33 protein-coding genes are annotated in these 26,274 nt (G+C 63.9%); 6 read left to right on the forward strand and 27 right to left on the reverse strand.

Translation table 11 applies throughout. The features are described from left to right. Nucleotides 1–31: 31 nt before the first annotated feature. From cysE to fabD, 25 genes are all read right to left on the reverse strand, one after another. Nucleotides 32–841: a serine O-acetyltransferase gene (gene cysE, locus MUB52_RS06805; RefSeq protein WP_263843442.1), complete on the reverse strand. Its 810-nt coding sequence runs from the start codon at nucleotides 839–841 to the stop codon at nucleotides 32–34. Nucleotides 842–964: 123 nt separating this feature from the next. Continuing rightward, nucleotides 965–4,912, reverse strand: coding sequence for a baseplate multidomain protein megatron (locus MUB52_RS06810; RefSeq protein ID WP_263843443.1), 3,948 nt, complete (start codon nucleotides 4,910–4,912; stop codon nucleotides 965–967). Beyond that, nucleotides 4,912–5,358, reverse strand: a complete 447-nt coding sequence (locus MUB52_RS06815; protein ID WP_263843444.1) for a C40 family peptidase — start codon at nucleotides 5,356–5,358, stop codon at nucleotides 4,912–4,914. Before MUB52_RS06815 ends, MUB52_RS06810 begins: the two co-directional genes overlap by 1 nt. Continuing rightward, nucleotides 5,355–6,242, reverse strand: a complete 888-nt coding sequence (locus tag MUB52_RS06820; RefSeq protein WP_263843445.1) for a DUF2163 domain-containing protein — start codon at nucleotides 6,240–6,242, stop codon at nucleotides 5,355–5,357. The genes MUB52_RS06815 and MUB52_RS06820 overlap by 4 nt, the downstream gene beginning before the upstream one ends. Beyond that, complete coding sequence (locus MUB52_RS06825) at nucleotides 6,242–6,874, reverse strand: DUF2460 domain-containing protein (protein ID WP_263843446.1); 633 nt, start codon at nucleotides 6,872–6,874, stop codon at nucleotides 6,242–6,244. Before MUB52_RS06825 ends, MUB52_RS06820 begins: the two co-directional genes overlap by 1 nt. An 18-nt stretch (nucleotides 6,875–6,892) precedes the next feature. Next, entirely contained in the window at nucleotides 6,893–7,552 is a 660-nt protein-coding gene (locus MUB52_RS06830; protein WP_263843447.1) for a phage tail tape measure protein, read from the reverse strand. Continuing rightward, a complete protein-coding gene (locus tag MUB52_RS06835; protein WP_263843448.1) occupies nucleotides 7,542–7,748 on the reverse strand; it encodes a rcc01693 family protein in 207 nt (68 codons plus the stop codon). Before MUB52_RS06835 ends, MUB52_RS06830 begins: the two co-directional genes overlap by 11 nt. After that, nucleotides 7,748–8,065: a gene transfer agent family protein gene (locus tag MUB52_RS06840; protein WP_263843449.1), complete on the reverse strand. Its 318-nt coding sequence runs from the start codon at nucleotides 8,063–8,065 to the stop codon at nucleotides 7,748–7,750. The genes MUB52_RS06835 and MUB52_RS06840 overlap by 1 nt, the downstream gene beginning before the upstream one ends. A gap of 2 nt (nucleotides 8,066–8,067) precedes the next feature. Beyond that, the gene (locus MUB52_RS06845; protein WP_263843450.1) at nucleotides 8,068–8,481 is read right to left on the reverse strand and encodes a phage major tail protein, TP901-1 family; all 414 of its coding nucleotides are present in this window, start codon (nucleotides 8,479–8,481) and stop codon (nucleotides 8,068–8,070) included. Nucleotides 8,482–8,511: 30 nt separating this feature from the next. Continuing rightward, nucleotides 8,512–8,922 carry a DUF3168 domain-containing protein gene (locus MUB52_RS06850; RefSeq protein WP_263843451.1) on the reverse strand — a complete coding sequence of 137 codons (411 nt, stop codon included), beginning with the start codon at nucleotides 8,920–8,922 and terminating at the stop codon, nucleotides 8,512–8,514. Then, the gene (locus MUB52_RS06855; RefSeq protein WP_263843452.1) at nucleotides 8,919–9,257 is read right to left on the reverse strand and encodes a phage head closure protein; all 339 of its coding nucleotides are present in this window, start codon (nucleotides 9,255–9,257) and stop codon (nucleotides 8,919–8,921) included. The genes MUB52_RS06850 and MUB52_RS06855 overlap by 4 nt, the downstream gene beginning before the upstream one ends. Next, the gene (locus MUB52_RS06860; RefSeq protein WP_263843453.1) at nucleotides 9,254–9,853 is read right to left on the reverse strand and encodes a head-tail connector protein; all 600 of its coding nucleotides are present in this window, start codon (nucleotides 9,851–9,853) and stop codon (nucleotides 9,254–9,256) included. Before MUB52_RS06860 ends, MUB52_RS06855 begins: the two co-directional genes overlap by 4 nt. 155 nt (nucleotides 9,854–10,008) lie before the next feature. Beyond that, complete coding sequence (locus MUB52_RS06865; RefSeq protein ID WP_263843454.1) at nucleotides 10,009–11,187, reverse strand: phage major capsid protein; 1,179 nt, start codon at nucleotides 11,185–11,187, stop codon at nucleotides 10,009–10,011. Between the two features lie 71 nt (nucleotides 11,188–11,258). After that, nucleotides 11,259–11,816: an HK97 family phage prohead protease gene (locus MUB52_RS06870; protein ID WP_263843455.1), complete on the reverse strand. Its 558-nt coding sequence runs from the start codon at nucleotides 11,814–11,816 to the stop codon at nucleotides 11,259–11,261. Nucleotides 11,817–11,866: 50 nt separating this feature from the next. After that, complete coding sequence (locus tag MUB52_RS06875) at nucleotides 11,867–12,280, reverse strand: hypothetical protein (RefSeq protein ID WP_263843456.1); 414 nt, start codon at nucleotides 12,278–12,280, stop codon at nucleotides 11,867–11,869. Continuing rightward, a complete protein-coding gene (locus tag MUB52_RS06880) occupies nucleotides 12,273–12,575 on the reverse strand; it encodes a hypothetical protein (protein ID WP_263843457.1) in 303 nt (100 codons plus the stop codon). The genes MUB52_RS06875 and MUB52_RS06880 overlap by 8 nt, the downstream gene beginning before the upstream one ends. Then, nucleotides 12,572–13,747, reverse strand: a complete 1,176-nt coding sequence (locus MUB52_RS06885) for a phage portal protein (RefSeq protein WP_263843458.1) — start codon at nucleotides 13,745–13,747, stop codon at nucleotides 12,572–12,574. Before MUB52_RS06885 ends, MUB52_RS06880 begins: the two co-directional genes overlap by 4 nt. Nucleotides 13,748–13,925: 178 nt before the next feature. Next, complete coding sequence (locus tag MUB52_RS06890) at nucleotides 13,926–15,296, reverse strand: DNA-packaging protein (protein WP_450103978.1); 1,371 nt, start codon at nucleotides 15,294–15,296, stop codon at nucleotides 13,926–13,928. Continuing rightward, the gene (locus MUB52_RS06895; RefSeq protein WP_263843460.1) at nucleotides 15,205–15,549 is read right to left on the reverse strand and encodes a hypothetical protein; all 345 of its coding nucleotides are present in this window, start codon (nucleotides 15,547–15,549) and stop codon (nucleotides 15,205–15,207) included. Before MUB52_RS06895 ends, MUB52_RS06890 begins: the two co-directional genes overlap by 92 nt. 282 nt (nucleotides 15,550–15,831) lie before the next feature. Continuing rightward, nucleotides 15,832–16,998: an endolytic transglycosylase MltG gene (mltG, locus tag MUB52_RS06900; protein WP_263843461.1), complete on the reverse strand. Its 1,167-nt coding sequence runs from the start codon at nucleotides 16,996–16,998 to the stop codon at nucleotides 15,832–15,834. Beyond that, complete coding sequence (fabF, locus tag MUB52_RS06905; RefSeq protein WP_263843462.1) at nucleotides 16,998–18,257, reverse strand: beta-ketoacyl-ACP synthase II; 1,260 nt, start codon at nucleotides 18,255–18,257, stop codon at nucleotides 16,998–17,000. The genes mltG and fabF overlap by 1 nt, the downstream gene beginning before the upstream one ends. Nucleotides 18,258–18,347: 90 nt before the next feature. Further along, complete coding sequence (locus MUB52_RS06910; protein ID WP_263843463.1) at nucleotides 18,348–18,881, reverse strand: GNAT family N-acetyltransferase; 534 nt, start codon at nucleotides 18,879–18,881, stop codon at nucleotides 18,348–18,350. A 167-nt stretch (nucleotides 18,882–19,048) separates the two neighbouring features. Next, nucleotides 19,049–19,282: an acyl carrier protein gene (locus tag MUB52_RS06915; protein ID WP_135505123.1), complete on the reverse strand. Its 234-nt coding sequence runs from the start codon at nucleotides 19,280–19,282 to the stop codon at nucleotides 19,049–19,051. Nucleotides 19,283–19,531: 249 nt separating this feature from the next. After that, nucleotides 19,532–20,269 (reverse strand): 3-oxoacyl-[acyl-carrier-protein] reductase, encoded by a 738-nt coding sequence (gene fabG / locus MUB52_RS06920; RefSeq protein ID WP_263843464.1) that lies wholly within the window; start codon nucleotides 20,267–20,269, stop codon nucleotides 19,532–19,534. Nucleotides 20,270–20,272: 3 nt separating this feature from the next. Further along, entirely contained in the window at nucleotides 20,273–21,205 is a 933-nt protein-coding gene (gene fabD, locus MUB52_RS06925) for an ACP S-malonyltransferase (RefSeq protein ID WP_263843465.1), read from the reverse strand. Between the two features lie 170 nt (nucleotides 21,206–21,375). On the opposite strand from fabD, the gene MUB52_RS06930 reads away from it, so the two are divergent. Beyond that, a complete protein-coding gene (locus tag MUB52_RS06930) occupies nucleotides 21,376–22,593 on the forward strand; it encodes a cytochrome b/b6 domain-containing protein (protein WP_263843466.1) in 1,218 nt (405 codons plus the stop codon). Nucleotides 22,594–22,708: 115 nt separating this feature from the next. On the opposite strand, the gene MUB52_RS06935 is transcribed toward MUB52_RS06930, so the two are convergent. Beyond that, nucleotides 22,709–23,281: a YceI family protein gene (locus tag MUB52_RS06935; protein ID WP_263843467.1), complete on the reverse strand. Its 573-nt coding sequence runs from the start codon at nucleotides 23,279–23,281 to the stop codon at nucleotides 22,709–22,711. A 264-nt stretch (nucleotides 23,282–23,545) separates the two neighbouring features. On the opposite strand from MUB52_RS06935, the gene rpsF reads away from it, so the two are divergent. The 3 genes from rpsF to rplI are packed head-to-tail and all read left to right on the forward strand — an operon-like array spanning nucleotide 23,546 to nucleotide 24,817. Then, nucleotides 23,546–23,905: a 30S ribosomal protein S6 gene (gene rpsF, locus MUB52_RS06940; RefSeq protein WP_263843468.1), complete on the forward strand. Its 360-nt coding sequence runs from the start codon at nucleotides 23,546–23,548 to the stop codon at nucleotides 23,903–23,905. Nucleotides 23,906–23,931: 26 nt separating this feature from the next. After that, on the forward strand, nucleotides 23,932–24,159 hold the full coding sequence (rpsR, locus tag MUB52_RS06945) for a 30S ribosomal protein S18 (RefSeq protein ID WP_005982441.1): 228 nt from the start codon (nucleotides 23,932–23,934) through the stop codon (nucleotides 24,157–24,159). 10 nt (nucleotides 24,160–24,169) lie between these two features. Next, complete coding sequence (gene rplI / locus MUB52_RS06950; protein ID WP_263843469.1) at nucleotides 24,170–24,817, forward strand: 50S ribosomal protein L9; 648 nt, start codon at nucleotides 24,170–24,172, stop codon at nucleotides 24,815–24,817. A 73-nt stretch (nucleotides 24,818–24,890) separates the two neighbouring features. On the opposite strand, the gene MUB52_RS06955 is transcribed toward rplI, so the two are convergent. Continuing rightward, nucleotides 24,891–25,049 (reverse strand): hypothetical protein, encoded by a 159-nt coding sequence (locus MUB52_RS06955; RefSeq protein ID WP_263843470.1) that lies wholly within the window; start codon nucleotides 25,047–25,049, stop codon nucleotides 24,891–24,893. Between the two features lie 124 nt (nucleotides 25,050–25,173). Here MUB52_RS06955 and MUB52_RS06960 point away from each other — a divergent pair, with 124 nt between their 5' ends. Continuing rightward, the gene (locus MUB52_RS06960; protein ID WP_263843471.1) at nucleotides 25,174–25,713 is read left to right on the forward strand and encodes an AAA family ATPase; all 540 of its coding nucleotides are present in this window, start codon (nucleotides 25,174–25,176) and stop codon (nucleotides 25,711–25,713) included. A 96-nt stretch (nucleotides 25,714–25,809) separates the two neighbouring features. Then, on the forward strand, nucleotides 25,810–26,265 hold the full coding sequence (locus tag MUB52_RS06965; RefSeq protein ID WP_263843472.1) for a lytic transglycosylase domain-containing protein: 456 nt from the start codon (nucleotides 25,810–25,812) through the stop codon (nucleotides 26,263–26,265). Nucleotides 26,266–26,274: the final 9 nt, after the last annotated feature.

The following is a 26,274-nucleotide window of genomic DNA, read 5'->3' on the forward strand; positions in this document are numbered from 1 at the left end:
CCCCGGCTTTTCTCGTGAGATTGATGAAGGCTTACGCGTTCGGCCCCAACATGTGGTTCATGGAAATTGAAGGCTGATCACACCCGGCCTCGCCCACGATGCGGGCAGGAATCCCGGCGACCGTCTTGCAAGGGGGCACTTCCTCTAGCACGACAGATCCCGCCGCGATCCGGCTGCAATCGCCGACCTTGATGTTGCCGAGCACCTTGGCCCCGGCCCCGATCAGCACGCCGTCACCGATCTTCGGATGGCGATCTTCCTCTTCCTTGCCGGTGCCGCCCAGAGTCACAGAATGCAGCATCGAGACGTTGTCGCCCACAACCGCGGTCTCGCCGATCACGATGGAATGCGCATGGTCGATCATGATCCCCTTGCCGATCCGTGCGGCCGGATGGATGTCGACGCCGAAGATCTCCGACACTCGCATCTGTACGAAATAGGCCAGATCCCGTTTGCCCTGCTTCCAGAGGTGATGGCCGACCCGGTAGGCCTGCATCGCCTGATACCCCTTGAAGTAGAGAATCGGCTGCAACAGCCGGTGGCAGGCGGGGTCCCGCTCGTAGATGGCCACAAGATCGGCGCGCGCGGCCTGCACCAGTGACGGATCGCTGGCATAGGCATCCTCGACCATCTCCCGCACAACCACCATCGACATCTCATTCGAGGCCAGTTTTGCCGCGATCCGGTACGACAGGGCCTTCTCGATGCTCTTGTGATGCAGAATGCAGGCGTGCAGGAAGCCGCCCATCAGCGGCTCGTCAAGTGCCGCCTGCCGCGCCTCGGTGCATATCTGATCCCAGACCGGGTCCACGGATGCGATATTCGGTTTACGTTCAGCCATCACACCTGTCCTTCTGACGTTGGACTCCGGTTGTACCCTATTTTGGCGATCGAGGCCAAACGCAAACCTGTGATGGGTGCTATTCCGTATCGAAATGAGACCAGCCGGCCCGGGAATATGCCGCTAGAGTGTCACGCTGATGCGCCCCGGAAGCCCCGAGCCAAAGGCTGCCGAGATCTGCGCGACCTCCAGGTCAACGTCTCCGGCGACGGCATCCTCCAGTTGGTCCTCTGCGGTATAGATCCATTCCGGACCGGTGACCGTGACCTCGCGGAGGAGCACGCCGCCTTGCAGCGCCCGCACCACATAGACCTCGCTCTCCTCGCCCAGAGGCACGTCCGGTACATCCCAGCCATCCCCATCCTTGCGTGTCCGACGCACCCAAGTCACCGCGACCTCACCATCGGCCGCGCGGTCAGCGCGCAGATGCACCGGCGCGTAGGGCCGCTCGCCGTTGCCGTTGAACGCATGGACCTCCTCGACATAGGAGGGATCGTCAACGGGCCGGCGCGCCGGACCGATGCGGTAGGTCTGCGAGACACGCCGCAGATTGCGCCCGAGGTCGATCTGCTCCGGGAACCCGTTCAGAAGCACGAACCAGGATCCTTCTGGCCAGGCATCGGGCATAAGCCCATCACTGCCTAACTGACCCCGCAGCCGGGCGCTCAGATGATAGGTGTCCTTGTCGACAAGGACGGCATCGGCGAACTGGAATACCTCCCAGTTGTCCGGACTTCCATCGCCGATCGCAGCAAGGTTCGCACCGCTCAGCATCGACGACAACTCGACCGAACTCAACGCCCCGCTGATCAGCTTGACCTCGAGCGGGGCGCCACGGTCCAGCCGTCCCGAGGGCGCGGCCCGCAGCTCCGACTGCGTTGTCCCGACAATAGACCGGGCCGAAAGCTGGCTGATCAGGCGAAACCCGCTGTCGCTCGGCGAGCGATAGACCGCGACGGAGCCCTGCCAGGGTTGAGCCGTCACCGCGACATGTGGCGCATGCGGCACCTCATCGCCAGTGATCAGCGGCAAGTCGAGGAACAGCGGCGTGACCGGCACGGGTGGGACAAAAGGGCGCGGGCTCGGAACATCATCAATCATCTCGGCAGAGGTATAGACATCGGGCTCGATCCGCACGGCTTCCACGATCTGAAGCGCGCCCTGCTCGACGCGGTCAATCCGATAGAGAGCACGGCCTTCGGCCTGATCGCCTTGCAGCTGGATGACGTCGCCTGCTCCCATGGTCAGGCAGGACGGAGGCAGCGCAAAGCGAATGGCGTCTCGTGCGATTCGGGCTTCGGTCAACCAGCGTTCCGCCGTCTGCCGCCCCTCGCCCCGGGTCAGCGCAATAGGGATCTCGGATGTCGAGACGGAATGCGTGCGCTCATCGGCAAGAACCGCTTCCTCGGCCAGCACGTCGAACTCCGCATCGGCCTGCATGAAACGCAGCCTCACCCGACCCGCCATGTCCGCCTGCGAGGATCGCGACTGCTCCACAACGCCGTCGAGCTCGTCACTCAACGCCAGCGTGCTGCGCTCCAGCACAAGCGGGTTTTGCCCGTTGCGCATCCGAAAGACCAACGCGCCGTCCCGTTCGACCGCATCGAAGGAATAGCGCAACATCAAGGGCTGCAATGAGGCCCGCGCATCATTGACGTCGTTCACCACATACCCCCGGACCGAACCGTAAAGGCGGCTTGTATCGAAACTGGTGACACCTGCCTTCCGACAGATCTCGGCCACGACGGAGGCGAGCGACCGGGCCGAGGTCCGTCCGTTGATCCAATGGCCGCGAGCGTAGTTTTCCGCATCGCTCCAGAGCGCGGCATTGTTCGGGAAGTAGGGGTAAGGCCGGGCATCCCAGGCCCAGACATAGGCGCGGCTCATGTCCACCATCGGGCCACCGTAAATGGCGGAGGTCGGGTTCTTCTCCACATCGCCCCAGAAGACCGTGAGCGCCCGCAGATACTGAGCCTGTATGAAGTCGTCGCGCGCGCCATTCGAAAAGTTCGGCAGGCTACTCTCCGACGACTTCATGTCCAGAAACTTGTTGGGCTGGTTCGTGCCCTTGTCGACTGCAGCGCATCCGATCTCGGTGAACCAGATCGGCTTGGATTGCGGAACCCAACCGGTCGGATCCGCCGACCGCACGCCGCCGATGCGATCATGATGCCGGTTCAGCCACCAGTTCTTGATGTCCTTGTAGCGATAGACCCAGGGCTCATCGTAAGCGCCATCCTCGATCGGCGTCCGCACCTGATCGGCTGCATCCTGCTCGGACGCATAAAACCAGTCATAGCCTTCGCCGCCGTCGATATTCGATGTCAGATACTCCAAATCGTAGATCGATCCCGCCTCGGCATCTAGATGGTCGTCCCCCTCGCGCCAATCCGACATGGGCATGTAGTTGTCGATGCCGATGAAGTCGATGTTGTCGTCCGCCCAAAGCGGATCGAGGTGGAAATAGCGGTCATTCGAGCCATCCTGCGGCTGGTAGCCGAAGTATTCGCTCCAGTCCGCGGCATAGGTAATCTTCGTCTGGGGACCGAGAATGGCGCGTACGTCGGCCGCAAGCGCCCGCAACCGCTCGACCGCCACAAAGCGGTTGCCCGCACCTCGGATCTGGGTGAGCCCCCGCATTTCGGTCCCGATGCAGAAGGCCTCAACGCCACCCGCCGCCTTGCACAGGGCGGCATAGTGCAGAATGAATCGGTTGAACGACCACTCATTCGGCCCCGCGTAGGCCACAGAAGACCCCGAGACGGAGAAATCCGACGCCCGCGCCGTCCCAAAGAACGCGTCCACTTCCGCGTTCGCTGTGGCTGTTCCATCTGGCGATCCAACAGCTCCGGGTACAATCGACAAGGTGATACGACCACGCCATGGCAGCGGTGGCTGTGTTTCCTCCGGCGCATAGGGGTTCGGCAGCTCGTTGTCGCTTAGCTGATCCATGAGGATGAACGGGTAGAACAGAACCTGCTGTCCTGCCGCGCGCAGCGCCTGGATCGCCTGGACGACCGATTGATCCGTCGGTGTGCCGCCATAGATCGGTCGCCCGTCTTCCAACGGCATGGCCAGCGCTGTCGACCGGTTCAACCCCGCCACGCTCCAACGCATGTTCTCGCCGTCATATTCCTTCTTTTCCACCCGCGGCCGGACCTGGCAGCTCCCGCAGCGCAGATCGTCACCGAACCAGGACACGACGAGTGAGACCGCCTCGCAGTTCGGCAGCTCTTCCGTCAGCGTCTCAAGCGATGCTGCGAAATCCGACTTCTCAGCTGGCGTGTTGACGTTGGCGCTCCACCGGCTGCCCGGACCGCTGGTGTAGTGCACCGGCGTTGTGGCCAGCGAATACTCACCCGTTCCAGGAATGACGGCGACGCTTCGGATCGCGTAGGTCAGCGCAAGATCCGCGTCGGGCTCCTCGACCTGTTCGGGGCGCGACACCTCGAAGGAGAATTGCGGAATACGATTGCCGAAGCGCTCCAACTGCAGGTTCTCAAAGACAACATAGGCCGTCCCGCGATAGGCCGGCACTGTTCCGGCACCCTCGATGGCCTCGATCACCGGGTCGGGCAGCTGGTCTGCCGCACCCTTGTAAACCCGCATGTTGAGATCATCCGGCGCGATCTCTTCGCCGTTGGCCCATATACGCCCGATCCGCGTGATTTCACCCTCGCAGATCGCCACCGCGAGGTTGACGGAATAGGAGTAGCTGCGGGTCTGGGTCTGCGTCTGCGGCGGGCTCGGAGCGCCCTTGCCGCCGCCACCGCCCCCCGAAACTGAAACGGTCTCGGCAAAGTCGGAGGCCCAGATCACCTGGCCCCCCAACCGCATGCGGCCGTAGACCTGCGCCAGCGCCTCGCCTTCTCCAACGCTCGAAATGCGGAACCGGTCAACCTTGCCGGTCTCAACGACTTCGGAGCCTTCGCCGAGGAGTTTCTGGTCGATGACCCGACCAATCGTCGCGCCGACCGCCCGCCCGATGACCGCGGTGGACAGGCCTGCAACAGAACCGCCAATCGCACCACCAGCGGCGGCCCCGACGGCAGAAAGAACAAGTGTCGCCATCAGAAACCCTCCTCGGGAAAAGAAAACCGGGCCACGATCCGCCGCCGCCAGGGGAGGCTCAGCGCGCTTTCGACGACCCCGTGTCGTGAGTAGGCATGAATGAACGTCGGATGCGCACCGGTCTGGCCGATGATGCCAAGATGCTTTGCAACAGCGCCGCTGCGCATCCGAAACAGAATGACGTCCGCAGGAATGTCTTGCTCAAGGGGCCGCGGCAGAAGATGCCTCAACGCGGCCTCCCACAGACGCTCCTCGCCCTGCGGCTCCGACCAATCCATCGAATAGGCCGGGATCGGCTCGGGCTCTGCACCGTAAAGTGACACCCAGAGCCCGCGGATCAGCCCGAGACAATCGGTGCCGGCACCCTTCCTGGCGGACTGATGCACATAGGGCGTGCCGATCCAGTCCCGCGCTTCCGCAACAATGCGATGCTGCAACGCGGTCATCGCCGACTCCCGCCCGTGTTCGCCCCGCTCGATTTCGGTACAGCGATCATCCAGTCCTCGTTCGGTACATCCGGAAAGCCCTGAAAGTTGATCAGGTTCGCAAACTTCGACCGGCAGGTTTCGCTGCGCTTGTCACAGCCCGCAATCACCCGAACGGTTGTCCCCGGCTGAAGCGCGCTCCGCACCGGCTCCCACAGCTCGATGACCCGGCGGGCGCCTTCAAAGCGGTCTTGCTTCACCATGCCCCAAAGCCCCGCAGCTGCTCCGTCCAGGATCTCCAGCCGGCCCCTGGCGAACCATCCAGCATCGAACCCGCCGAAATCCGCCCAGCGAAAGATGCGCGATTGTACGACCTCCTCGATGGCCAGATTGATCGAGTAGCCGGGCGTGTTCAGATCAACACCGCAGGTCGCGTCACCCAGCACCGCCGTGCACGGCTTCTGATAGACGCGGCCCAACGGCCGGTTGAGCAATTCAGTCAGCCCACGCAATTCGGCCTGGAAGCCTCCGGCGGCACGGCGGATCTCTCCAATGGTGCCGCGAAACTGCAACCAACGCTGATCAACATTCTGCCAATTCACCAACCAGGCCTCGACAGCGGCCTCGTCAAAGCGCCCCTGCTCGATCTCATCCTCGCGGATCGACAGATCGCTCAACGCACCAAGCGCCTCGGTGTTGTCCACCGACAGACCGGTGCTTTGGGACAGGGCCAGCGCACTCAGCCCGGTGTCCGCGCGAAAGGTGATCCCATCAAAGCTCAGGTTGCGATCGTGATCCGTGAAGCCGAGCACGACGCCATCCTGCCGCGTGATGGACCAAGCATGCGCGACCGTCGTCAGGCCACCTTCCAGATGGGCCTGCAATCCTGCATCCATGCCCGGCATCAGATCCGCACCTCTACAATCGGCACATTCGGCACTTCGCCGGCCTGGAAGCTCGCGATGCTGGTCTGGATGCGGTCCGTATCGAAACGCACCGGCACATCGAATTCGAAGCCGGCGGTCACCTCAGCACCAACGCCTGGGGCCTCGGTGAAGCTCACAGTACCCGTGGCATAATCGATCGAATAGTCCGTGCCTTCAACGGCTTGCACACCATCTACGCCCACCATCACGGTATCCACCACGGGTTTGCTGATGGGGCGCACATAGCTATACGTCCCCGATTGGTAAGTCTTGATCAGAGAGAACTCCGTCTGAACACTGTCCCCGGTTCCGATCGATTGATCGAAGGCCGTGATATCCGTCGAAGGCTTGGCCGAACGATAGTCGGACCAATCCTTCCAGCGAAACGCATAGAGCTGACCGAACCGCGCTTCAAAAAAAGCGATGAGCGTCTCCACATCGTCGAGCGAGCGCATGCCGAGCCCCGCGTCGTACCGGCGGCGCGAATGCGCCCAGGGCGAATTCCGTTCTTCGTAGCCATTGCTGATCGTGACCACGTCGGTGCGCCGCTCGGGCCCACCGACCGAGCCGAAGCTCAGCGTGGCCGGAAACCTCACTTCATGAAACTGCATCGGTCTGCTCCCCCGGAGTTATCGGTTGCGTTGGCCGCGCCCCAGGGCGCGGGTCATCTGGGCTGCGATCTGACCCTGGCTGCGCTGGAAGCCCTGCACATCCGGCGTCGAGATGTTCATCACGATGGTCTGGCCGCCGCCGCCCGCACCGCGCACGCCGAGCTTGCCATCCGGACCACGTGCCAACGGCATGATCGCTTCCGGTCCGGCTTCGCCCATGATCCCCATGCCGCCGCGCATACCGAAAGGTGTGGCACCGCTCACGATCCCGCCGGTGGCAAAGGGCATCACCCGCCCCTGGCTGAAGGGCGCGCCATCGGCAAAGGGCAGGATGTTTCCAATCAGCCCGTCAACACCTTGCGCCAGAAGCCCGCCGACCTGCTTTGTCACCGGGTTGATCGCAGCGCTATAGGCTGTGTTGACCAAACTGTTGGCCAGCGTATCCAAGGCGCTCGACAGGCTCTCACCGTCGAAAACGACACCATCAAAGGCCCGCCGCAGACCGCGCGTGAGTCCGCGCTCCAGCACGGCAATGTCTCGCCCAGTAGCTTCCAGCGATGTTCTCATCCGCTGCAGCTCGCTGTCGAACCCCGACACCAGTTGACTGGTCTGGCCGAGGGTTTCGTTCAGGCCCTCGGCACGCCCTTCCAAGTCGTCGAAATCGCTCTCATCCGTCATTGCCATCGTCCTTGTCGTCGTTGTCGGGGTAGGCCGCCATCAAGGCATCGAGGCCAGTACTCAAAAGCGGCCCGGACTTCGTCGGATCGCCCAGCATCACCTGGAGTTCCGCCGGGGTCAGCGCCCAGAACACATCGGGCTGCAACCCCATGCCGCGCAAACCCACGCGCATCAGGCCGGGCCAGTCGAGCGGCATCAGACCGACGGCGCGGTGAAGGCCCGCGCCAGCAGTTCCGCCGCAGCCCGTGCCGCGCCAATCGGCCCGCCTTCGATCTCGGCGTGCAGCAGCACATCATCGGACACGTCGCATTTGCCGCCCCGCAAACCCGCCTTCAGCAGCGCAAGGACATCCTGGCTGGTGAAGCTGCTGTTTTCGAAGCGCTCCACCATCGCCAGTAGCGAATCCGCCTGCATGGCCGCCTCCAGCTCCGCCAGCGCCCCAAGCGTCAAACGCATGACATGGGTCTGGCCGTCGATCACCAAGGCGACATCGCCCCTCCAGGGATTTGCCATGATCAGATCGCCGTGAAGCTCAACGCGCCTGCGCTGGCCAGCGCCAGCTCGTAGGTCGCCTCGCCGTTGTGGCTGCCGCCATACTCGATCGAGGTCACCTGGAACGGCCCTTCGACAACGCCGAAGTCCGGTATCACAACCTGAAAGTTGGGCGCTTCGCCGTCAAAGAAGAGCTGCCGCGCGCGCTCATCGGTGTCCGCGTCGCGGAACACGCCCGACCCGCTGATCGAGACCGACCGCACGCCGGCACCGGTCAGCAGCTCGCGCCATCCGCCCTGGCTCTCCAGGCTGGTCACGTCGATGGTCTCGGCATTGAAGCTGACCCGCGTGGCGCGCAGACCCGCAAGCGTGGTGAAGGATCCACTGTCCGTCATGTCGACCTTGATCAAAAGGTCCTTTCCGTTCTGAGCACCCATGGGGCTATCTCCTCGTGTGAAGTCTAAAAATTATTCGTCGTCGACGCGGGCGCGGAATCGCATGCGAACCTCCCGGCCCGTGTTGTCATCGATCCGCCGCGCGTCCGCTCGCAAGAACCTCAGGAACACCAGTCGCCCCCGGCTCAGCGCCAGGTCCGCATCCCGCAGCGCGTCCGAGATCGCCGCAGCGACCGCTTTCGCACCGGCGAACCCGGGCTGCCGGGTCGTCACCAGGATCTCGATGTCATGCAGCGCGCCATCGCCTGTCTGGTCCGATGCATCGCGGACCTGCTCATGTCCGAGGCTCACGTAGGTCTCGGGCACCAGACCGGACGGCACGGCGTCATAGACATGCGGTCCCACCAGCGCGGCGACGGCGGCATTGTTGATCAGCGCGTCGTAGATTGCCGACTGAAGCGCGCCCGACATGGCATAGCTCATACCGCAACCTCCTCCGTTGCAAAGCAGGTCAGATAGCGCCCGCTCGCGTCGCCTTCGGCCACCGCCTCGATGAGGAAGAGCCGCGCGCCCTCGCGAAACCGCTGATCGGGCACAGGGCGTTGCGCGTCGCCGAACGGGGCGCCGCGCACGGTGATCCGATAGCTCATCGCCGACACCGCGGTCTCTGAGAGAGCTCTCTCCCGGCCCGAGCGTGGTTTGACCTCGGCCCAAAGGGTCCCAAGTGCCTGCCACGTCTCGACATAGCCTCCGGCCCCGTCGTCCAGGCGTTGCGGCGCTTCCAGCACCAGCTGCCTATTCAGGCGCGGCGCGCTCATCGGTTCGCTCCCAACCCCATGCGCAGCACCACGTAGCGCTCGATCAAGCTGCTCACGCCGAAGGGCATGCTGCCGTCGCGCAGGGACGTCTCGTCGCGGTATTCATAATAGTGTGCGGCCAGCAGGAAGACCGCTTGACGCATGTCAGCGGGCAAATCCGTCCAGACCGGGCCATAGCCGGCCTCGAACTCCAAAATCGCGGAGCCGCCCTGTGGGATGACCGGCAAACAGGCGCCAACCGCCCGAAGACGCGGCCGCTGGCTGTCGCGCTCCAGCCAATACTGCTCTGCGTCCACCTCCGACGCACTGCCATCGCGCGACATCACCGACACGCGGGTCACATCCGAAATCGGCGCAACCGGAAGCACCTGTGTGTCGCGATCCCGCCAGAAGGTCAGCGACCAGCTGAACGGGCGCGTCATCAGGATCTTGCCGGTCCGTGTTTCGATTGCGGCCATCGCGGCACGCAGAAACCCGGCGAGCACTTCATCCTGCGCAGAATCCTGACCAAAGCCGGTGCCCAGTCGCAAATGCCCTTTGAATTCTTCGACCGGTAGCGCCGCATCGGGCACCGTCGTCTCTTCGATCAACATCATCGAATGTCTCCAATTCATCTCGCTCCACCGTTCAGAAACCGGGCGCGCACCCATCTGCATTGCTCGGTCGGAGGGGAGCAGCTAGACAACACAAACGTTCCGGCGCGCACCCGGCCCGACGCGAGGCAAGCCCCGCGCCGGTCTCGTCACATCCCTTAGGACGTGCCGAATTTCAGCAGCTTGATCGCCGCATAGTCGCTCACGTCGCCGCCAACGCGCTTCGTCGCATAGAACAGAACATGCGGTTTTGCGCTGAAGGGGTCGCGCAACACGCGCAGATCGGGGCGCTCCGCGATGGTGTAACCGGCGGCGAAGTCGCCGAAGGCGATCGCAGTGGCGTCACTGGCGGCATCGGGCATGTCCTCTGCGATCAGAACCGGATAGCCCATCAGGCGCGCCGGCTCTGCCGCGGCAAGACCGTCCGACCACAGGAAGCGGCCATCGTTGTCCTTCAGTTTGCGCACCAGCCCGGCCGTCTTCGAGTTCATCACGAACGTGGCATTGGCGCGATACTCCGCACCCAGGGCATAAACGAGGTCGACAATCGCGTCGGCGCTGAGGTTGCCGTCGATACCGGTCGGCACATAGCCGAGGTTGCCCCAGGTCCAGACATCATTGTCCACGCTTGCGTGGTTCAGGATGCCGCGCGGCTTGTCGGTGCCATCGCCGTTGATGAAAGCCGCAGCTTCCGCCCGCGCGAACTTGTCCGCGATGCGGGAGGCCAGCCAGGTCTCGATGTCGAAAGCACTGTCGTCCAGCAGACGCTGCGACGCTTTCGGAAGTGCGCTCAGCTCGTGCAGCGGGATGGTGATGCGGTCGATCTGCGGCGTGTCGGTTTCCGTGGACGGGCCCGCCTCTGTCGCCCAGCCAGCACCCATGTCGGTGTGATCGACCAGCACGTCGTAAGACGTCGCTTCCACGTTCACCACGGCCGCAATCGAACGGATCGAGGCGGTCGCATTCAGAACCGACTTCACGGTGTCAGCAGTTTGCGGGTCGACCAGATAGCCCCCGTCGGAGTTGACCGCGGTCGAGAGGGATTTCACCTCCACCTCGAGGCCGCGCAGCCCGTCGTCATCGCCCGAACGCAGATATGCGTTGAAGGCCTTTTGGTGCGGGGCGCCCGCGTCGACAGCACCGCCAAGGGGGCTGCGCTGAGAGGTGAGTGTCTTTCGGTCCAGCATGGTCAGTCGCTCTTCTGTGTGTTGAAGTTTTGTTTCAATATCGTCTTGGAAGCGTTTGAAATCAGTGACAAAGCCGGTCACGGCCTGCCTGACATCCTCAGCGGGGGTCAGACTGTCCCCGCCCGCCGCCTTCCGTTCGGTCCTGCTCATTGGCAAATCCTCTTCTTGGGTGTGTAAGGGCCGCGCGAAACGCACCGCGCGGCCGGGACGACAGCTGCGCTTTAACGGCGCGCCAGATCGGCGCGCGCGCCTGCAAAGACGGCGGCCATGTCACGCAGGGAACGGTCAAGCTCGGTGTCTTCCGACTTGCCCGCGACCCGCGCACTGGGCAGCATCGGGAAGGTCACAAGCGACACCTCCCAAAGCTCCAGTTCCTGCAAGAGCCTCTGGCCCTTTGAATTCTTCGTGGCTTTGCGGGTCCGATAGCCGATCGACAAACCGTCGATTGCGCCCGCTTCGATCAAGGCTGCGGCTTCTCGCCCCTTGGCCACGCTGTCCAGCAGACGGCCCTTGACCCAAAGGCCTTTGCCGTCTTCCCGCACCTCGTCCCATATCCCGATGGGCTGCGCGGGGTCGTGCTGCCACAGCATCTTCACCTTGGTGCCCTTCGCCGCCAGCGTAGCAAGGGAGGTCGCGTAGGCGCCTTCGGCCACCACATCGTTGCCTTGATCCACCGCGCCGAAAAGGCTGGCATACCCGCTGATCACGCAGCCGTCCTCGACCTCAAGCGCGTCTCCGAAACGCGCGAACTTGTGTTCCAATCCGGTCTGGATTTCCATGTTCACTCTCCTTACTGAGTGGTGCCGCACAGCCTCCGAAGGGGCGTGGGTCATCCTTCGTAAAACCTCGTGATCGTCTCCCAGAGCGGATGACATCGGTGATAGGCATAGGCGTGGGTCCCGCGGGTCCCGGGCAGTCCGGGCACATACCATGGGCCGGCGTACTGCCCGCCCATGGGACGCGAGCGCGGCATGGTCTCGGCGGTCGGTTCGAAATCGACCGGGACCCGCACATCGCCCACGTACCAGGCCAGCCCTTCGAACTTGCACTGCCGCACCTTCCGGAACTGGACGAAGAAACTCACGCCGCCCGGCACGGTTTCCTCGTTCATGATCCGGGTGTCGCGCACGACCGGGAAGTACCGGCTCTCCAGATATGGCCCGAGCGAGAAAACCCCGGGTGTGAGGGCCATACAGATCGCGAGCAACGCCGAGGCGCGCGTCAGGACAACAAGCTCAAACACCAAACATCGCCCCCTTCATCACAAACGACATGAAACTCCCCACAATGGCCGCGATGATCAGCCAAACCAGCCGCGAGATATGGCCGTCGATCCGCTCGAGCCGGCGGTCCACTCCGTTGAACCGCTGCTCGACGAACTTGCGCTTCTCCTCGGCCACCGCGGTCTCGCGTTCGAGCATGATCGTCGCCTTCTCGATGGCCAGGATCCTCTGGTCGATCCGCTGGAAGACGCTCTCGAAGTCGTCGAACGGATAGACGATGCGGTGATCGCCGGAGTGTTTCTGACCAGGCGTCACGCGCCGCCCTCAACCGGCAAACCCAACAAGGCGCGCTTCTCGGCTTGTGTCAGAAAATCGGCCTGGGTCACGCGGTTCCACTGGGCGTCCCGCTCTGCGGCCAGCGCCGGAACCTGATCAAGGTCAGGCTTCAGAACCAGCGGCGTGCCGGTGAACCCGGCGATCCAATGCGCGAGCGCAGCGGTCACCCGCGTCGCCAGCGGCAGCACGGTCAGGCGATAGAAGGCGCGGTTCGCCTCCTGATAATTTGCGTATGTCGCGTCGCCCTGGATGCCCAGCAGCATCGGCGGCACCCCGAAGGCCAGCGCGATCTCCCGCGCCGCGGCATCCTTGCTTTTCTGGAACTCCATGTCCGAGGGCGAGAAGCCCATGGGCTTCCAGTCCAGCCCGCCTTCCAGCAGCATCGGCCGCCCGGCGTTGCGCGCGCCCTGATGATGGCTCTCCATCTCGTTCACCAAACGCTCGTACTGATCGGGCGCCATGGTTCCCTGACCTTCCGCCCCGCGATAGACAATCGCCCCGGAAGGCCGCGCCGCATTGTCGAGCAGCGCCTTCGACCAGCGGCTGGCCGAGTTGTGCACGTCGATCGCCATCGCCGCCGCCTGCATCGGACTGAAGCCATAATGGTCGTCCTGCGGGTGAAAACTCTTGATGTGACACACCGGAACACGCGGACCAGTGGCATCAAAACGGTGCTTGCGCCCGCCCACCGCATACTCATAGGCCACTGGCCAGCCATCGCTGCCGGGCACCACGCTCATCCGGTCCGAGCGCAGCACGTGCAGCTCCACCGGCAAGCCGTCTTCGCCAGCGACCGCCTCCATATAGCCGTTGCCATTGAGCAGCAGCTGGGCGTAGAGCGCCTCCAGCAGCTCCGCGCGGCCCTGCATCGGGTTCGGGCGCGCCACCAGGTCGATGACCGGATGCACGTCATAGCGCTGCTCGGTGTCCTGAAGCACCAGCGGCAGAGCAGCCGCCGCCTCGGCGATCAGCTTGACCGAGCGGAAGCCCACGGGATTTCCCGAAAAGCCCGTCCGGGTCAGCGACACGGCATCGCGCGGGCTCCAGGCCACACGGCCGGAGGTCTGATAGGCGACGACGGGCCCGGCGGCGCTCGCTTTCTGTTCGGGCACGTCCGAAACCGCACCGCGCTTAAGAAAGTCAAAAACCATGTCGATTGCTCCTCAATTGCTCGTCGGCGGGCCAAGTGCACCAGCGCGACAGATCCGCATCGGTGGCCGATCTTGTTGCCCCGAATAGTGTCGAATTTCGATTTCAAAGATGAAAAGGCAGCGTGCGCTGCCTCCGGGCCTTGTTGGCTTGGCCGCGCGGCCAGCCGTTACCAAGATGTTAAAGGGAGCGTACGCGCGGCGCCCGCCATGTGGCGGCAGGCTCGATCATCAGCTCATGCAGCGCCCAGACCAGCGCGTCGACCCGGTCAGGCGAGCCCTTGCCCTCATAGCCATGTACCGTCATCCGGCACATCTGATCCTCGAGCGCGTCGAGCCCGGGCATATGCCGCACACGCCCCTGTTCGTATAGCGCGGCCACTGGCTCGGCCCGTGCGGCCTTGCCACGGCTCGCATGCACGGCCTTGAAGGGAACCAATGGGTCCACCTGCCGCACGACCTCGGCCACCATCTGCCCGCCCTGGTTCACTTCGGCCACCAGCTTGTCGGCGCCAAAGCGCGTCATGGCAGAAACCGCCGCCTGCGCCCAGCCCGAGGGACTCGCGCCCGCAACCGTGCAATCCGCGATCACCGTGGCCCGCCAGTCCTGCGGTGGCCCGGTCATCTTGACCCCGGCCACGACGATGCCGCATTCATCCGAGGCCGCGCTGCCCGTCGCCGCTGGGTCGAGAGCGACGACGATCCGGTCCATCTCGGGCAGATCGCGCAGCCGGCAGGCTTCGATCCCCGCCGACGTCCACAGCGCTCCTTCGGCATCCTCCAACAGGATCCCGTCCAATTCCTGCCGGCCCAGCCGCGTGCCCTGATATCGCGCACGCACCTCCTCCAGGAAGGAGGCCGCCAGATTGGCCGCATTGGCCTCCGTCGGCGCCTGTGTCACCACCGTAGACGGCGATTTCAGCAAGCCCTTGAGCACACCCACATTCCGCGGAGTCGTCGTCACACAGACCTGCGGCTTGTCGCCAAGCCGCAGCGCGAACTGAAGATTGTCCCAGGTGTCCCCGGCCTTCTTCCACTTGGCCAACTCATCGACCCAGGCCGCATCAAACTGCGGCCCCCGCAACCCCTCGGGGTCATAGGCCGAATGCACAGTGGCCATCGCCCCATTGGGCCAGACCAGCCGCTTCCGCCCGGCTTCCCAGGTCGGGCACCGGTCGGGTGGCGAACAGGCGAGAATCCCGCTGTCGCCGAAAATCATCACGTCCCGGACCTGGTCGAGCGTTTCTCCCACCAGCGCGACCCGTCGCGCCCGACCTTCGTCTGTCGGTCTCGCCCCCTCCACTTGCGCGCGCACCCACTCGGCACCGGCGCGTGTCTTGCCAGCGCCGCGCCCCCCCATGATCACCCAAGATCGCCAGTCGCCCTCGGGGGGCAACTGATGTTCCATCGCCCAGAACTCGAACAAAAAAGGGAGAGCCAGAAGCTCTCCCTCATCCAGGTCATTCAGGAATTGGTCCTGTAGGTCGCGTGGCGCGGAGCCGATCCAACTTGCTCCCGATCGTATCCCGTGCTTTTTCGAGATCGAGGGCATAGCCCCCATGGGCGATCCCTGCATGTTTGCTTCGGCATTCGACAAGTCGGTTCTCCACTTTCTGGCAGGTCTCCAAAAGCGAGACGACCTGCGTCAGGCTCTTGGCGCTCTGCGCCGATACGGCGCCATCAGATCTGCGGACCCGTTCTTTGAGGGCCTCAAGTTCATCTCGCAGATCTCTGACAGAACCGAGAACCGAATTCAGAAGGTTCTCGGTCTGCGCTTCTACGTGCTCCGGGGTGATTAAGGTCATTCAGGTTCTACCTCTCATGCGCGCAGTCTCCGCACGAGAGAAACGAAAAAACGACCCGACGGGCCAAGCCCGGGGTCGTTCGCCCACTTCTTCTAGCATGTCACAAGTTATACGTGTGACCGCGCGCAAAGTCAAGAAAAATCAAATTGTTATGAGCAGAGCACCGTACGGTGCCGTTAACGATTTTCGCGCCACACCCGCCACGCGCCGAGCGCCCGGTCTGCAAAATCCCCGTAAAACCAACAGGTCCGGTGGGCTTTCAGGCCACCGCCCCCGCCGGCCTCAGTTGCCCGACGACTGGTTGGCGCGCTCGGCTTCGATCTCACGCCATCTGGCCACGTTGCGGTTGTGCTCATCCAGCGTCTCCGCAAAGGCATGACCCCCCGTCCCATCGGCCACGAAGAACACATAATTCGTCTCCAGCGGCTGCGCCGCGGCCTCGAGGCTTGCGGTGCCTGGGTTTGCAATCGGCGTGGGCGGCAGCCCCTCGATCACATAGGTGTTCCAGGGCGTCGCCGCCCGCAGCTCGCTCTGCCGCAGCCCGCGGCCCAGCACGCCCTTGCCTTCGGTCACCCCGTAGATCACCGTCGGGTCCGTCTGCAGCCGCATACCCCGGTTCAGCCGATTGACGAAGACGCTCGCCACCTGCCCGCGTTCGTCAGCCACCCCTGTCTCCTTTTCGATGATCGACGCCAGCACAAGCAGCTCCTCCGGCGTCTCGATCGGCAGATTCTCATCCCGGTTCGACCAGGCCTCTGCCACGCGCTCTTCCTGCGCGGCCTGCATCCGGGCGACGATCTCGGCGCGGTCGTCCCCAGGCTGGATCTCGTAGCTGTCGGGGGCGAGCGAGCCTTCCGGCGGCAGTTCCGCCACCGTGCCCTCCAGCACATCCATCGCCTTGAGGCTTTCCACCACCTGCCAGCTGGTCACGCCCTCGGCCAAGGCGACGCGGAACCGCGTATCCGCTTCAGCCTTCTTCTCGGTGTAAACCTCTGGCGTTTCATCTTCCACCGGGTTGAAATTCGCGCGCTCGGCAAACTGGTTCGTCGCCGGATCAAGCTCGCGCACCTGCACGCCCAAGCGGTTCACCCCGATGCGATAGACCACCTCGGTGCCGCAGGTGCTGGCCCCGCCGCGTGTGACCACATCGACGATCTCCTGCATCGATGCGCCGGGGTCAACCAGATAGCTCCCCGCCTTCAACTGGCTTGTCTTATCGGCATAATCCGCACCCATCCGGAAGATCGTCGACGACGTCACCGCCCCCCGTTCCTCCAGGTTCACGCTCAGCCGCCGCATGGTCGACCCGCTCGGCACATCGACGCAGATCGCCTGCTGCAAAGGTCCTGAAGCCGTGTATTGCCCCTGCCCCCAGAGGATCACGCCGCCCAACAGAAAGAGCAGCACGATCAGCATGGTCACTGCATTAGAGGCGATATGCCGCCACATCAGCTTACTTTCCCAAAGATCACGCTCGCATTCGTGCCCCCGAACCCGAAGGAGTTCGACAGGGCCACATTGACCTCACGCTCCCGCTTCGCATTCGGTGCCAGATCGATATCGGTCTCCACCGCGGGGTTATCAAGATTGATTGTCGGTGGTGCGACCTGATCGCGGATCGCGAGAATCGAGAAGATCGCCTCGATCGCGCCCGCAGCCCCCAGCAAATGCCCGGTGGCCGACTTCGTCGACGACATCGTCACCTTGCTCGCGTGCTCGCCCATCAGACGCTCCACCGCGCCAAGCTCGATGGTATCCGCCATGGTCGAGGTGCCATGCGCGTTGATATAGTCGATATCCTTCGGCTCCAGCCCGGCATCCTTCAGCGCCGCGCGCATCGACCGCTCGCCACCCTCTCCGTCCTCGGAGGGCGCGGTGATGTGATAGGCATCGCCCGACAGCCCATAGCCCAGCACCTCGGCATAGATCTTCGCGCCGCGCGCCTTCGCGTGCTCGTACTCTTCCAGCACCACGATGCCCGCACCCTCGCCCATGACAAAGCCGTCGCGGTCTTCATCATAAGGCCGGCTCGCCTTCTGCGGGTCATCCGCGCGCTTGGTGCTCAGCGCCTTGCAGGCGTTGAACCCCGCAATCCCGATTTCGCAGATCGCCGCCTCGGCCCCGCCGGCGATCATCACTTCCGCATCGCCATGCTGAATGAGCCGGCTCGCGTCGCCAATCGCATGGGCGCCCGTCGAACAGGCGGTGACGACCGAGTGGTTCGGCCCCTTGAACCCATATTTGATCGAGACTTGCCCCGAGATCAGATTGATCAGCGCGCCCGGCACAAAGAACGGAGACACCCGGCGCGGGCCCTTCTCGTTCATCATGATGGCAGTGTTCGCAATCGAGTTCAGCCCGCCAATGCCGGAGCCGATCAGCACACCGGTGCGCTCCAGGCTCTCCACATCGTCGGGCTGCCAGCCCGCGTCTTCCACGGCCTGCTGTGCCGCGGCCAGACCGAAGAGGATGAAGGTGTCGACCTTACGCTGGTCCTTCGGTTCCATGTAGTCGTCGGCATTGAACGTCCCATCCGATCCGTCGCCCATCGGCACTTCGCAGGCGTATTGCGTGATCACCCGGCTCGGGTCGAACCGTGTGATCGGTCCCGCACCGGACTGACCGTCGAGAATCCGCGACCAACTCGCCTCGACCCCGTTTGCCAGCGGGGTCACCAGACCCAGCCCCGTGACAACTACTCTGCGCATCGCAATGCCCCTTCCAAATTCGTGCCCCCCCATACAGCGCGACCCGGTTTTGATGCAAGAGCGCTCAATCGGGCGCCGGCCACTGCTGTACTACTGCGGCGGACCCTTGCGCGCCAGAAGTCGCACCGGCGCTTCGGCATAGGTCGCATCCCGCATGACCTGATAGCCCAGGGCCTCTGCAATCCGCAGCGAGGCGGCGTGTTCTGGTGCGATCATGCAGACCAGATGGCCGGTCACGACACGGTCGAACCAGTCATGCGCCGCCCGTGCCGCCTCCATGCCCAAACCCTGCCCGTGCGCATCGGGGCAGAGCACCCAGCCTGCTTCGGGATAGCTGTCGAAATCCTCGCCGAGGTCGCGCTTGGCATAGAAGAACCCGACCTGACCCGACATCTCCGGAGCCCGATGCCGATGGATGGCCCACTGCCCGAACCCGGTGATCTGCCAATGGCCCGCGTTGCGCAGAAAGGCATCCCAGGCCTTCGATTTCGGCCAGGGCTCGCCGCTGATGTGCTGCACGACCTCCGGCATCGCCCAGATCTCGGCATAGCGCTTGAAATCCTCTGGGCGCATGCCGCGCAGCGTTAGGCGATGCGTGTTGATCGTGGGTATGGTGCGCGACATCTCGCTGCCTCTGCTCTCGTCCCGGGGATTGGCGCCCTCTGCGCACAGATTTGCGCAAGACCGCCGCGCAATTCAACCCCTGAGCGAACCCCGCACAGCAAAAGGCGCCTCTCCCTGCGGAAAGGCGCCCTTGAGATACGCGTGCCGGACCGGGCCGGCGAGACTGCTCAGGAGGCTTCGCTGATGAACTTCACCGCGTCGCCGAACGTCTGAATGGTCTCTGCCGCATCGTCGGGAATCTCGATACCGAATTCTTCTTCGAAGGCCATCACCAGCTCAACGGTGTCGAGGCTGTCAGCGCCAAGGTCGTCGATGAACGAAGCGTTCTCGGTCACTTTGTCCTCTTCCACACCGAGGTGCTCCACAACGATTTTCTTCACGCGATCTGCGATGTCGCTCATAATAGTCCCTCATTCGTTCGGGCCGGGTTGGCCCCTTTCGGTTGTCCATCTCCCTGCACAGCACAGAGGAGCGAACGTGTGCCCCAAAGGGGCGGCTCTGTCCGGGTCAACACGCCTGTCGCTGTGCCGCCTCAGATGCACCGATATGCAAATCACTGCATGTGGGGTGCAAATATTTGCCCCCTTTAGCACACGCGACACAGATGGCAAGGCATTGTGCGAGGCTGGCGCGGGGACCGCGAATGTGACCTACAACATGGCCATACCGCCGTTTACATGCAAGGTGGTGCCGGTGACATAGGCCGCCTCCGGGCTCGCCAAATAAAGCACCGCGGCGCCGATTTCCGCTGGCGTCCCCATCCGACCGGCGGGAATTTGCCCCATGATTCCAGTCTTTTGATCGTCGGTCAGCTTGTCGGTCATCGCCGTCTCGATAAAGCCCGGCGCCACCGCGTTCACGGTGATCCCGCGGCTCGCCACCTCGTAGGCGAGACTTTTCGACATGCCAACCATCCCGGCCTTGCTGGCGGCATAATTTGCCTGGCCCGGGTTCCCGGTCGCTCCCACGACCGAGGAGATATTCACGATCCGCCCCCAACGGGCTTTCATCATCCCGCGCATCACGCCCTTGCAGAGCTTGAAGGTGGCCGAGAGGTTCACGTCGAGCACCGACTGCCACTCGTCATCCGACATGCGCATGAAGAGGTTGTCGCGGGTGATGCCGGCGTTGTTGACCAGAATATCCACCGCGCCCATCGCCTCGGCCGCCTGCTTGGGCAGCGCCTCGACCGCCGCCATATCACTGAGGTTGCAGGGCAGCACATGCGCCCGCTCGGTCAGCTCGGAGGCCAGCGCATCCAGCGGATCCACCCGGGTGCCCGACAGCGCCACCGTGGCGCCCGCGCCATGCAAGGCCCGCGCGATCTCGGCCCCGATGCCCCCCGAAGCGCCGGTGATCAGCGCGCTCTTGCCTGTCAGATCAAACATGTCTCAGCCTTCCAAAATTGCCTTGATGTCCTCTGGCGCGCCCACGGTGCGGGTCGCCGCCTCCTTGGCGATGCGCCGGATCATGCCCGTCAAGGCTTTGCCAGCCCCGATCTCCCAGAAGGCGGTCACACCACTGGCCGCCATCCACTCCACCGAGGTCTTCCAACGCACTTGGCCCGTCACCTGCTGGATCAACAGCGCCTTGATCTCGGCGGGGTCACTGACCGCCGCTGCCGTCACATTCGCGACCAGCGGCACCTTCGGCGCTGCCATCTCCACATCCTCCAGCGCCTCGGCCATCGTCTCGGCCGCCGGCGCCATCAGCGCACAGTGAAAGGGCGCCGAGACCGGCAGCATGAGCGCGCGCCTGGCCCCTGCCTCCTTGGCCAACGCACAGGCCCGGTCCACGGCCGCCTTGTCGCCCGAAACCACGTTCTGCGCCGGATCGTTCTCGTTTGCCACCTGACAGACCTGGCCGTCCGCCGCGGTCTCGGCCACGCGCGTTACGGTGTCGAAATCAAGCCCCAGCACCGCGGCCATGGCCCCCTGCCCGACGGGCACCGCCCGCTGCATCGCCAGACCGCGCGTGCGCAACAGCCGCGCCGCATCGGCCACCGAAAACGCACCCGCCGCGGCCAGCGCCGAATACTCGCCCAGCGAATGCCCCGCCACATGGCTTGCACGCTCGAGACCCAGACCTTCCGCCTCCAGCGCCCGCAGCGCTGCAATCGAGGTCGCCATGAGCGCGGGCTGCGCATTCTCGGTGAGGGTCAGCGTCTCGATGTCGCCGTCCCAGATCAGCGCGCTCAAACTCTCGCCAAGTGCCTCATCGACCTCGTCGAAAACCGCCTGCGCCGCGGGGTAGGCCTCGGCCAGCGCCCGGCCCATGCCGATCGTCTGCGCCCCCTGCCCAGGAAATACGAATGCTGTGCTCATGTGCCCCTCGTTCTTGATCTTGACCCCCGGCTTAGCCTGACCTTAAGCCCGGCGCAACGGGCGCCAAGGCCGATTTGCACCTGCGCGCAGCAACTGTGCGCGCAAACCCATTGCCGTTGGGGCGCACACGCCTAATCTTCACTGCAACCCATCATCGCCCGGAGGCTGCCATGGCCCTGTCCAATACATCCACCCACTACGGCGGGGTGACCAAAACCTTTCACTGGCTCACGGCGCTCCTCATTCTCACGCTGATCCCGCTGGGCATCTACGCCAACTGGCTGCCGTACGAGACCTCCGAGCAGCTGGCGCAAAAGGCCTGGATGTTCTCGCTGCACAAAACCCTCGGTGTGACGGTCTTCTTCGTGGCGCTCGCGCGAATTCTCTGGGCCCTGAGCCAGCCGAAACCCACGCTGCTGCACCCCGACCGCAAGCTCGAAAGCCTGGCGGCGGAAACCGTGCACTGGCTGCTTTACGGCTCGCTGCTGCTCGTGCCGCTCTCGGGCTGGGTGCACCACGCCGCCACCGATGGCTTCGCGCCGATCTGGTGGCCACTGGGGCAAAACCTGCCCTTCGTGCCGAAATCCGAAAGCCTGGCCTCCACCGCGGCCGGGCTGCACATCGTCTTCGAACGCGTGCTCGCGGCCTCGGTTATCCTGCACATCGCCGGCGCGCTCAAACACCACATCATCGACAAGGACGCGACGCTGCTGCGCATGTTGCCCGGCCGCCCAGCCGTTCTCGCCCCGCTCACGCCGCACCACGTGGCCGTGCCGCTGGTCAGCGCGCTCGTCATCTGGGGCGGCGCGCTCGGCATCGGCAGCACGCTGGGTCTTTACGAAAAACACACCGTGGATGTGGCCGCGGCCGAGCTCGAAGCGGTTCAGTCCGACTGGATCGTCCAAGAGGGCGAGATGGCCATCACGGTGAAACAGCTCGGCTCCGATGTGACCGGCAGCTTCGCCGACTGGACCGCCGCCATCACCTTCGACGAGAACGTGACCGAAGGCCCGGCCGGAACGGTCGACGTGACAATCTCCATCGGCTCGCTCACGCTCGGCTCCGTCACCGGACAGGCGATGGGGGCGGATTTCTTCAACGCCGAGACCTTCCCCACCGCCACCTACACGGCCGATCTGATCCGCAGAGCCGGGGGTTACACCGCGGACGGCACTCTGACCATCAAGGACCAGTCCGTCCCCGTCTCCTTCCCCTTCGATCTGCAGATCGCTGACGGCGTCGCGACCGTGCGTGCCGAGACCTCACTCGACCGGCGCAACTACAGCATCGGCAACAGCCAGACCGACGAGGCCTCCCTCGGCTTCTCGGTCGGGGTCACGATCACGCTGACCGCCACCCAAGGCGACATCGCCTCGCCCGACAGCTAGGCCCCTTCACCCGTCTGCAAATACTCATGGCTCACCGTCGGCAACGGGCATGACGCGCAAACGAAAGGCCGCGCCCCCGGGATCAGGACGCGGCCTGCACATCGAAAATCTCGGACTACTCCGCCTTGCTGGCCTCAATGGAGATCCGCACCTCGACCTCGTCGCTGACCGCCGGCGCAAAGGCGCCCAGGTTGAAGTCCGACCGCAGCAGCGTGGTGGTGGCATCGAACCCGGCCCAGTCCTTGTTGGCCATGGGGTGGGTCCCGGTCTGGTTCAGCACCGCATCCAGAACGACTGACTTTGTCACATCGTTCAGGGTCAGATCGCCGGTGATCTTGGCGGTATCCTCACCGGTCACCTCGATCGCGGTTGACGTGAACGTGATCATGTCGTCCTCTTCCGCACCGAAGAAATCGGCCGACATGAAGTGCGCCTCCCGCTTTTCCCATCCGGTGAACATGCTCATCGTTGGCATCGAGACGGTCACTGAGGAGTTCGTCGGATCCTCCTGATCGAACATGATTTCGCCTTCGAAGCCCGAGAACATGCCGAAGGTCGTGGAATAGCCTAAGTGGTCGTAACTGAACAGAACTTGGCTGTGGCTGGAATCCAGCACGTATTTCTCCGCCGCCGCGGATGCCATGCCGGCAGTTGCAGCCAGAGCGGCAGCAAGAACGAGCGATTTCATGTGGGAACCTCCAGTTTGGATAGACATTACGGATATAATGTGGGGCTTTCGGCGGCCCTGACAATTCCGCAGAGCCGAACAAATTCTGCGCGCTGGCGAACATCGTCGCCCGACCGAACCTGGGCTATTGCACCACATGCCAAAGCGTGTATATGGACGCATCCTTTTGCAAACACTTGAACCGCGCAGTCTCTCGTGGCGGGGCCGCAAAGGGATCAACGGCCCCACCTTTGAAATGCGCCTTGATAGAAATGAGGACCACACATGCCTTTGTATGAGCATGTCATGATCGCGCGTCAGGATCTTTCCAACACGCAAGCCGAAGGGCTGATCGAACATTTCGGCGCCGTCCTGTCGGACAACGGCGGCCAACTCGTGGATCACGAGTACTGGGGCGTCAAGACGATGGCCTACAAGATCAACAAGAACCGCAAGGGCCACTATGCCTTCCTGCGCTCTGACGCACCCGCGCCGGCCGTGCAGGAGATGGAACGCCTGATGCGCCTGCATGACGATGTGATGCGCGTGCTGACCATCAAGGTCGACGCACACGCCGAACTGCCGTCGGTGCAGATGCAGAAACGCGATGATCGTGACCGCGGCGAGCGCCGCGAGCGCCGTTGATCAGCTTTAGGACAAGGACATAACCCATGGCCGCTAAACCATTTTTCCGCCGCCGCAAGGTCTGCCCCTTCTCGGGAGACAACGCGCCCAAGATCGACTACAAGGACACCCGTCTGCTGCAGCGCTACATCTCCGAGCGTGGCAAGATCGTGCCCAGCCGGATCACCGCAGTCTCCGCAAAGAAGCAACGCGAACTGGCCCGTGCCATCAAGCGCGCCCGCTTCCTCGCGCTGCTGCCCTACGCCGTGAAGTAAGGAGCTGACCATGCAAGTTATCCTTCTCGAACGCGTTGCGAAACTGGGCCAGATGGGCGAAGTCGTCGATGTAAAACCCGGCTACGCCCGCAACTTCCTGCTGCCGCAAGGCAAGGCGCTGTCGGCCTCCAAGGCCAACATCGAAGCCTTCGAGCAGCAGAAAGCCCAGCTCGAAGCGCGCAACCTAGAAACCAAGAAAGAAGCCGAAGCGCTGGCCGAGAAACTCGATGGGCAGCAGTTCATCGTGATTCGGTCCGCCTCCGACGCGGGCTCTCTCTATGGTTCGGTGACCACCCGTGACGCAGCCGAAGCCGCAACCGAGGCCGGCTTCTCCATCGATCGCAAGCAGGTCGTCCTGCAGCCGATCAAGGAGCTGGGCCTGCACAAGGTCACCGTCGTACTGCACCCCGAAGTTGACGCCACCATCGAGCTCAACGTGGCCCGCTCCGAAGAGGAAGCCGAGCTGCAAGCCTCCGGCAAATCCATCCAGGAACTGGCCGCCGAGGAAGAAGCCGCCGCCGAATTCGAAATCGCGGAGCTCTTCGATGATATCGGCGCCGCCACCTCCGACGACGCGGATCTCGCCGAGGCCGTGGCCGAGGAGAGCGAAGAAGACCCCGCCTCGGGCGATCAGGAGGACACAGCCGGCCGCGGCTGATCCTCCCCGTGAGTGAACCAGGTAAGGCCGGTCGCATCTGCAACCGGCCTTTTTTTATGGCCTTCGCCGCGGCTCAGATCAGCCCGGGCGTCCCGCAGTCGGCAGCATCCAAATCCAGAACCGGGTCGTCCGGTCCGCAGGTCTCGCCGCTGATCGGATAGGTTTCGGGCTGGGTGCAGGCGACCAGGCCCAACGATCCGATCAACAGCAGCGCTTGTATCCATGTCTTCATTGTCGTTACCTTGTTCTTGCGTGATAGGCGTTAAGTATCCGCAGCGCCGCACGCACATCTTGACCCACATCAACCGAGCCGCACGACGTGGGGTCACCCTGGCGCAGTTTTGTCTAAGGCCCACATGACCCGCTTCATTCTCATCTCCGGCTGCTCGGGCGGCGGCAAGTCCACACTGCTCGCAACCCTGCAGGGCCTCGGCTTTGACGGTATCCCCGAACCGGGTCGGCGGGTCGTGGCCGCTGAGCGGCGTGTGGGCGGCACGGCGCTGCCCTGGCGCGATATGTCCGCCTTCATCGCCAAGACCTTCGAGCTTGCGCAGCAGGACCTGCGCGTGGCCAGAGGCGCAGCCGGGCCGGTCTTCTTCGATCGCGGTCTCATCGATGCGGCCGCCGCGCGGGCCCACCTGACCGGCGTTCCCCTGCACAGCGTTTTGAAGACACCCAGCCCCTACGCGCACACGGTCTTTCTTGCGCCGCCCTGGCCCGAGATTTTCGCGGGCGACGCGGACCGGCGGCATAGCTTCGACGAGGCCGTTGCCGAGTATGACCGGCTGTGCCGCGCGTTCGATGCCTTGGGTCACGAGGCCATCACGCTCCCTCGAACACCCCCGGCGGAGCGCGCGCAGTTCGTCCTGTCGCACCTTGAGCTGAGCGCGGGATGAGCAAGCCGCCGCCCATCGCAGGCCGGCGCCCTTGATGTCACCTGCAGGGCGCGGTTTATCCGCCCGGCAGATGCCCAGATGACAGGACGCCTCCGTATGTTCACCCGCCGATCCATTCTGCTCGCCGCCTGCGCGCTCGCAGCCTGCAGCACACCGGAGCCCGCGGCCTTCGATCCACCGCTCTATCCCAATGAAACCCCCGAGCTTCGGCAGCTCATCAACGAATACGCCGATCTCTACGAGCTGCCGCGCCCTCTCGTGCACAAGCTCGCGATCCGGGAAAGCACCCACCGGCCCTGGGCGCGGAGTGGTCCCTACTATGGGCTGCTGCAGATCCTGCCCGAGACCGCCCGCACGATGGGCTTTCGGGGTCAACCCAACGACCTGCTCGATGCGGAAACCAACCTGAAGTACGCGCTGCGGTACCTGCGCGGCGCCTGGTTGCTGTCGGATGGCGATCACGACACCGCCATCATGTGGTACGCGCGCGGCTATTACTACGAGGCGAAGCGGCGCGGCATGCTGGTCGAGACCGGCTTGCGCCCCGGCTGATCATGAAAA

Source organism: Roseobacter sinensis, assembly GCF_025755255.1.
GTDB classification, from domain to species: Bacteria; Pseudomonadota; Alphaproteobacteria; order Rhodobacterales; family Rhodobacteraceae; genus Roseobacter; species Roseobacter sinensis.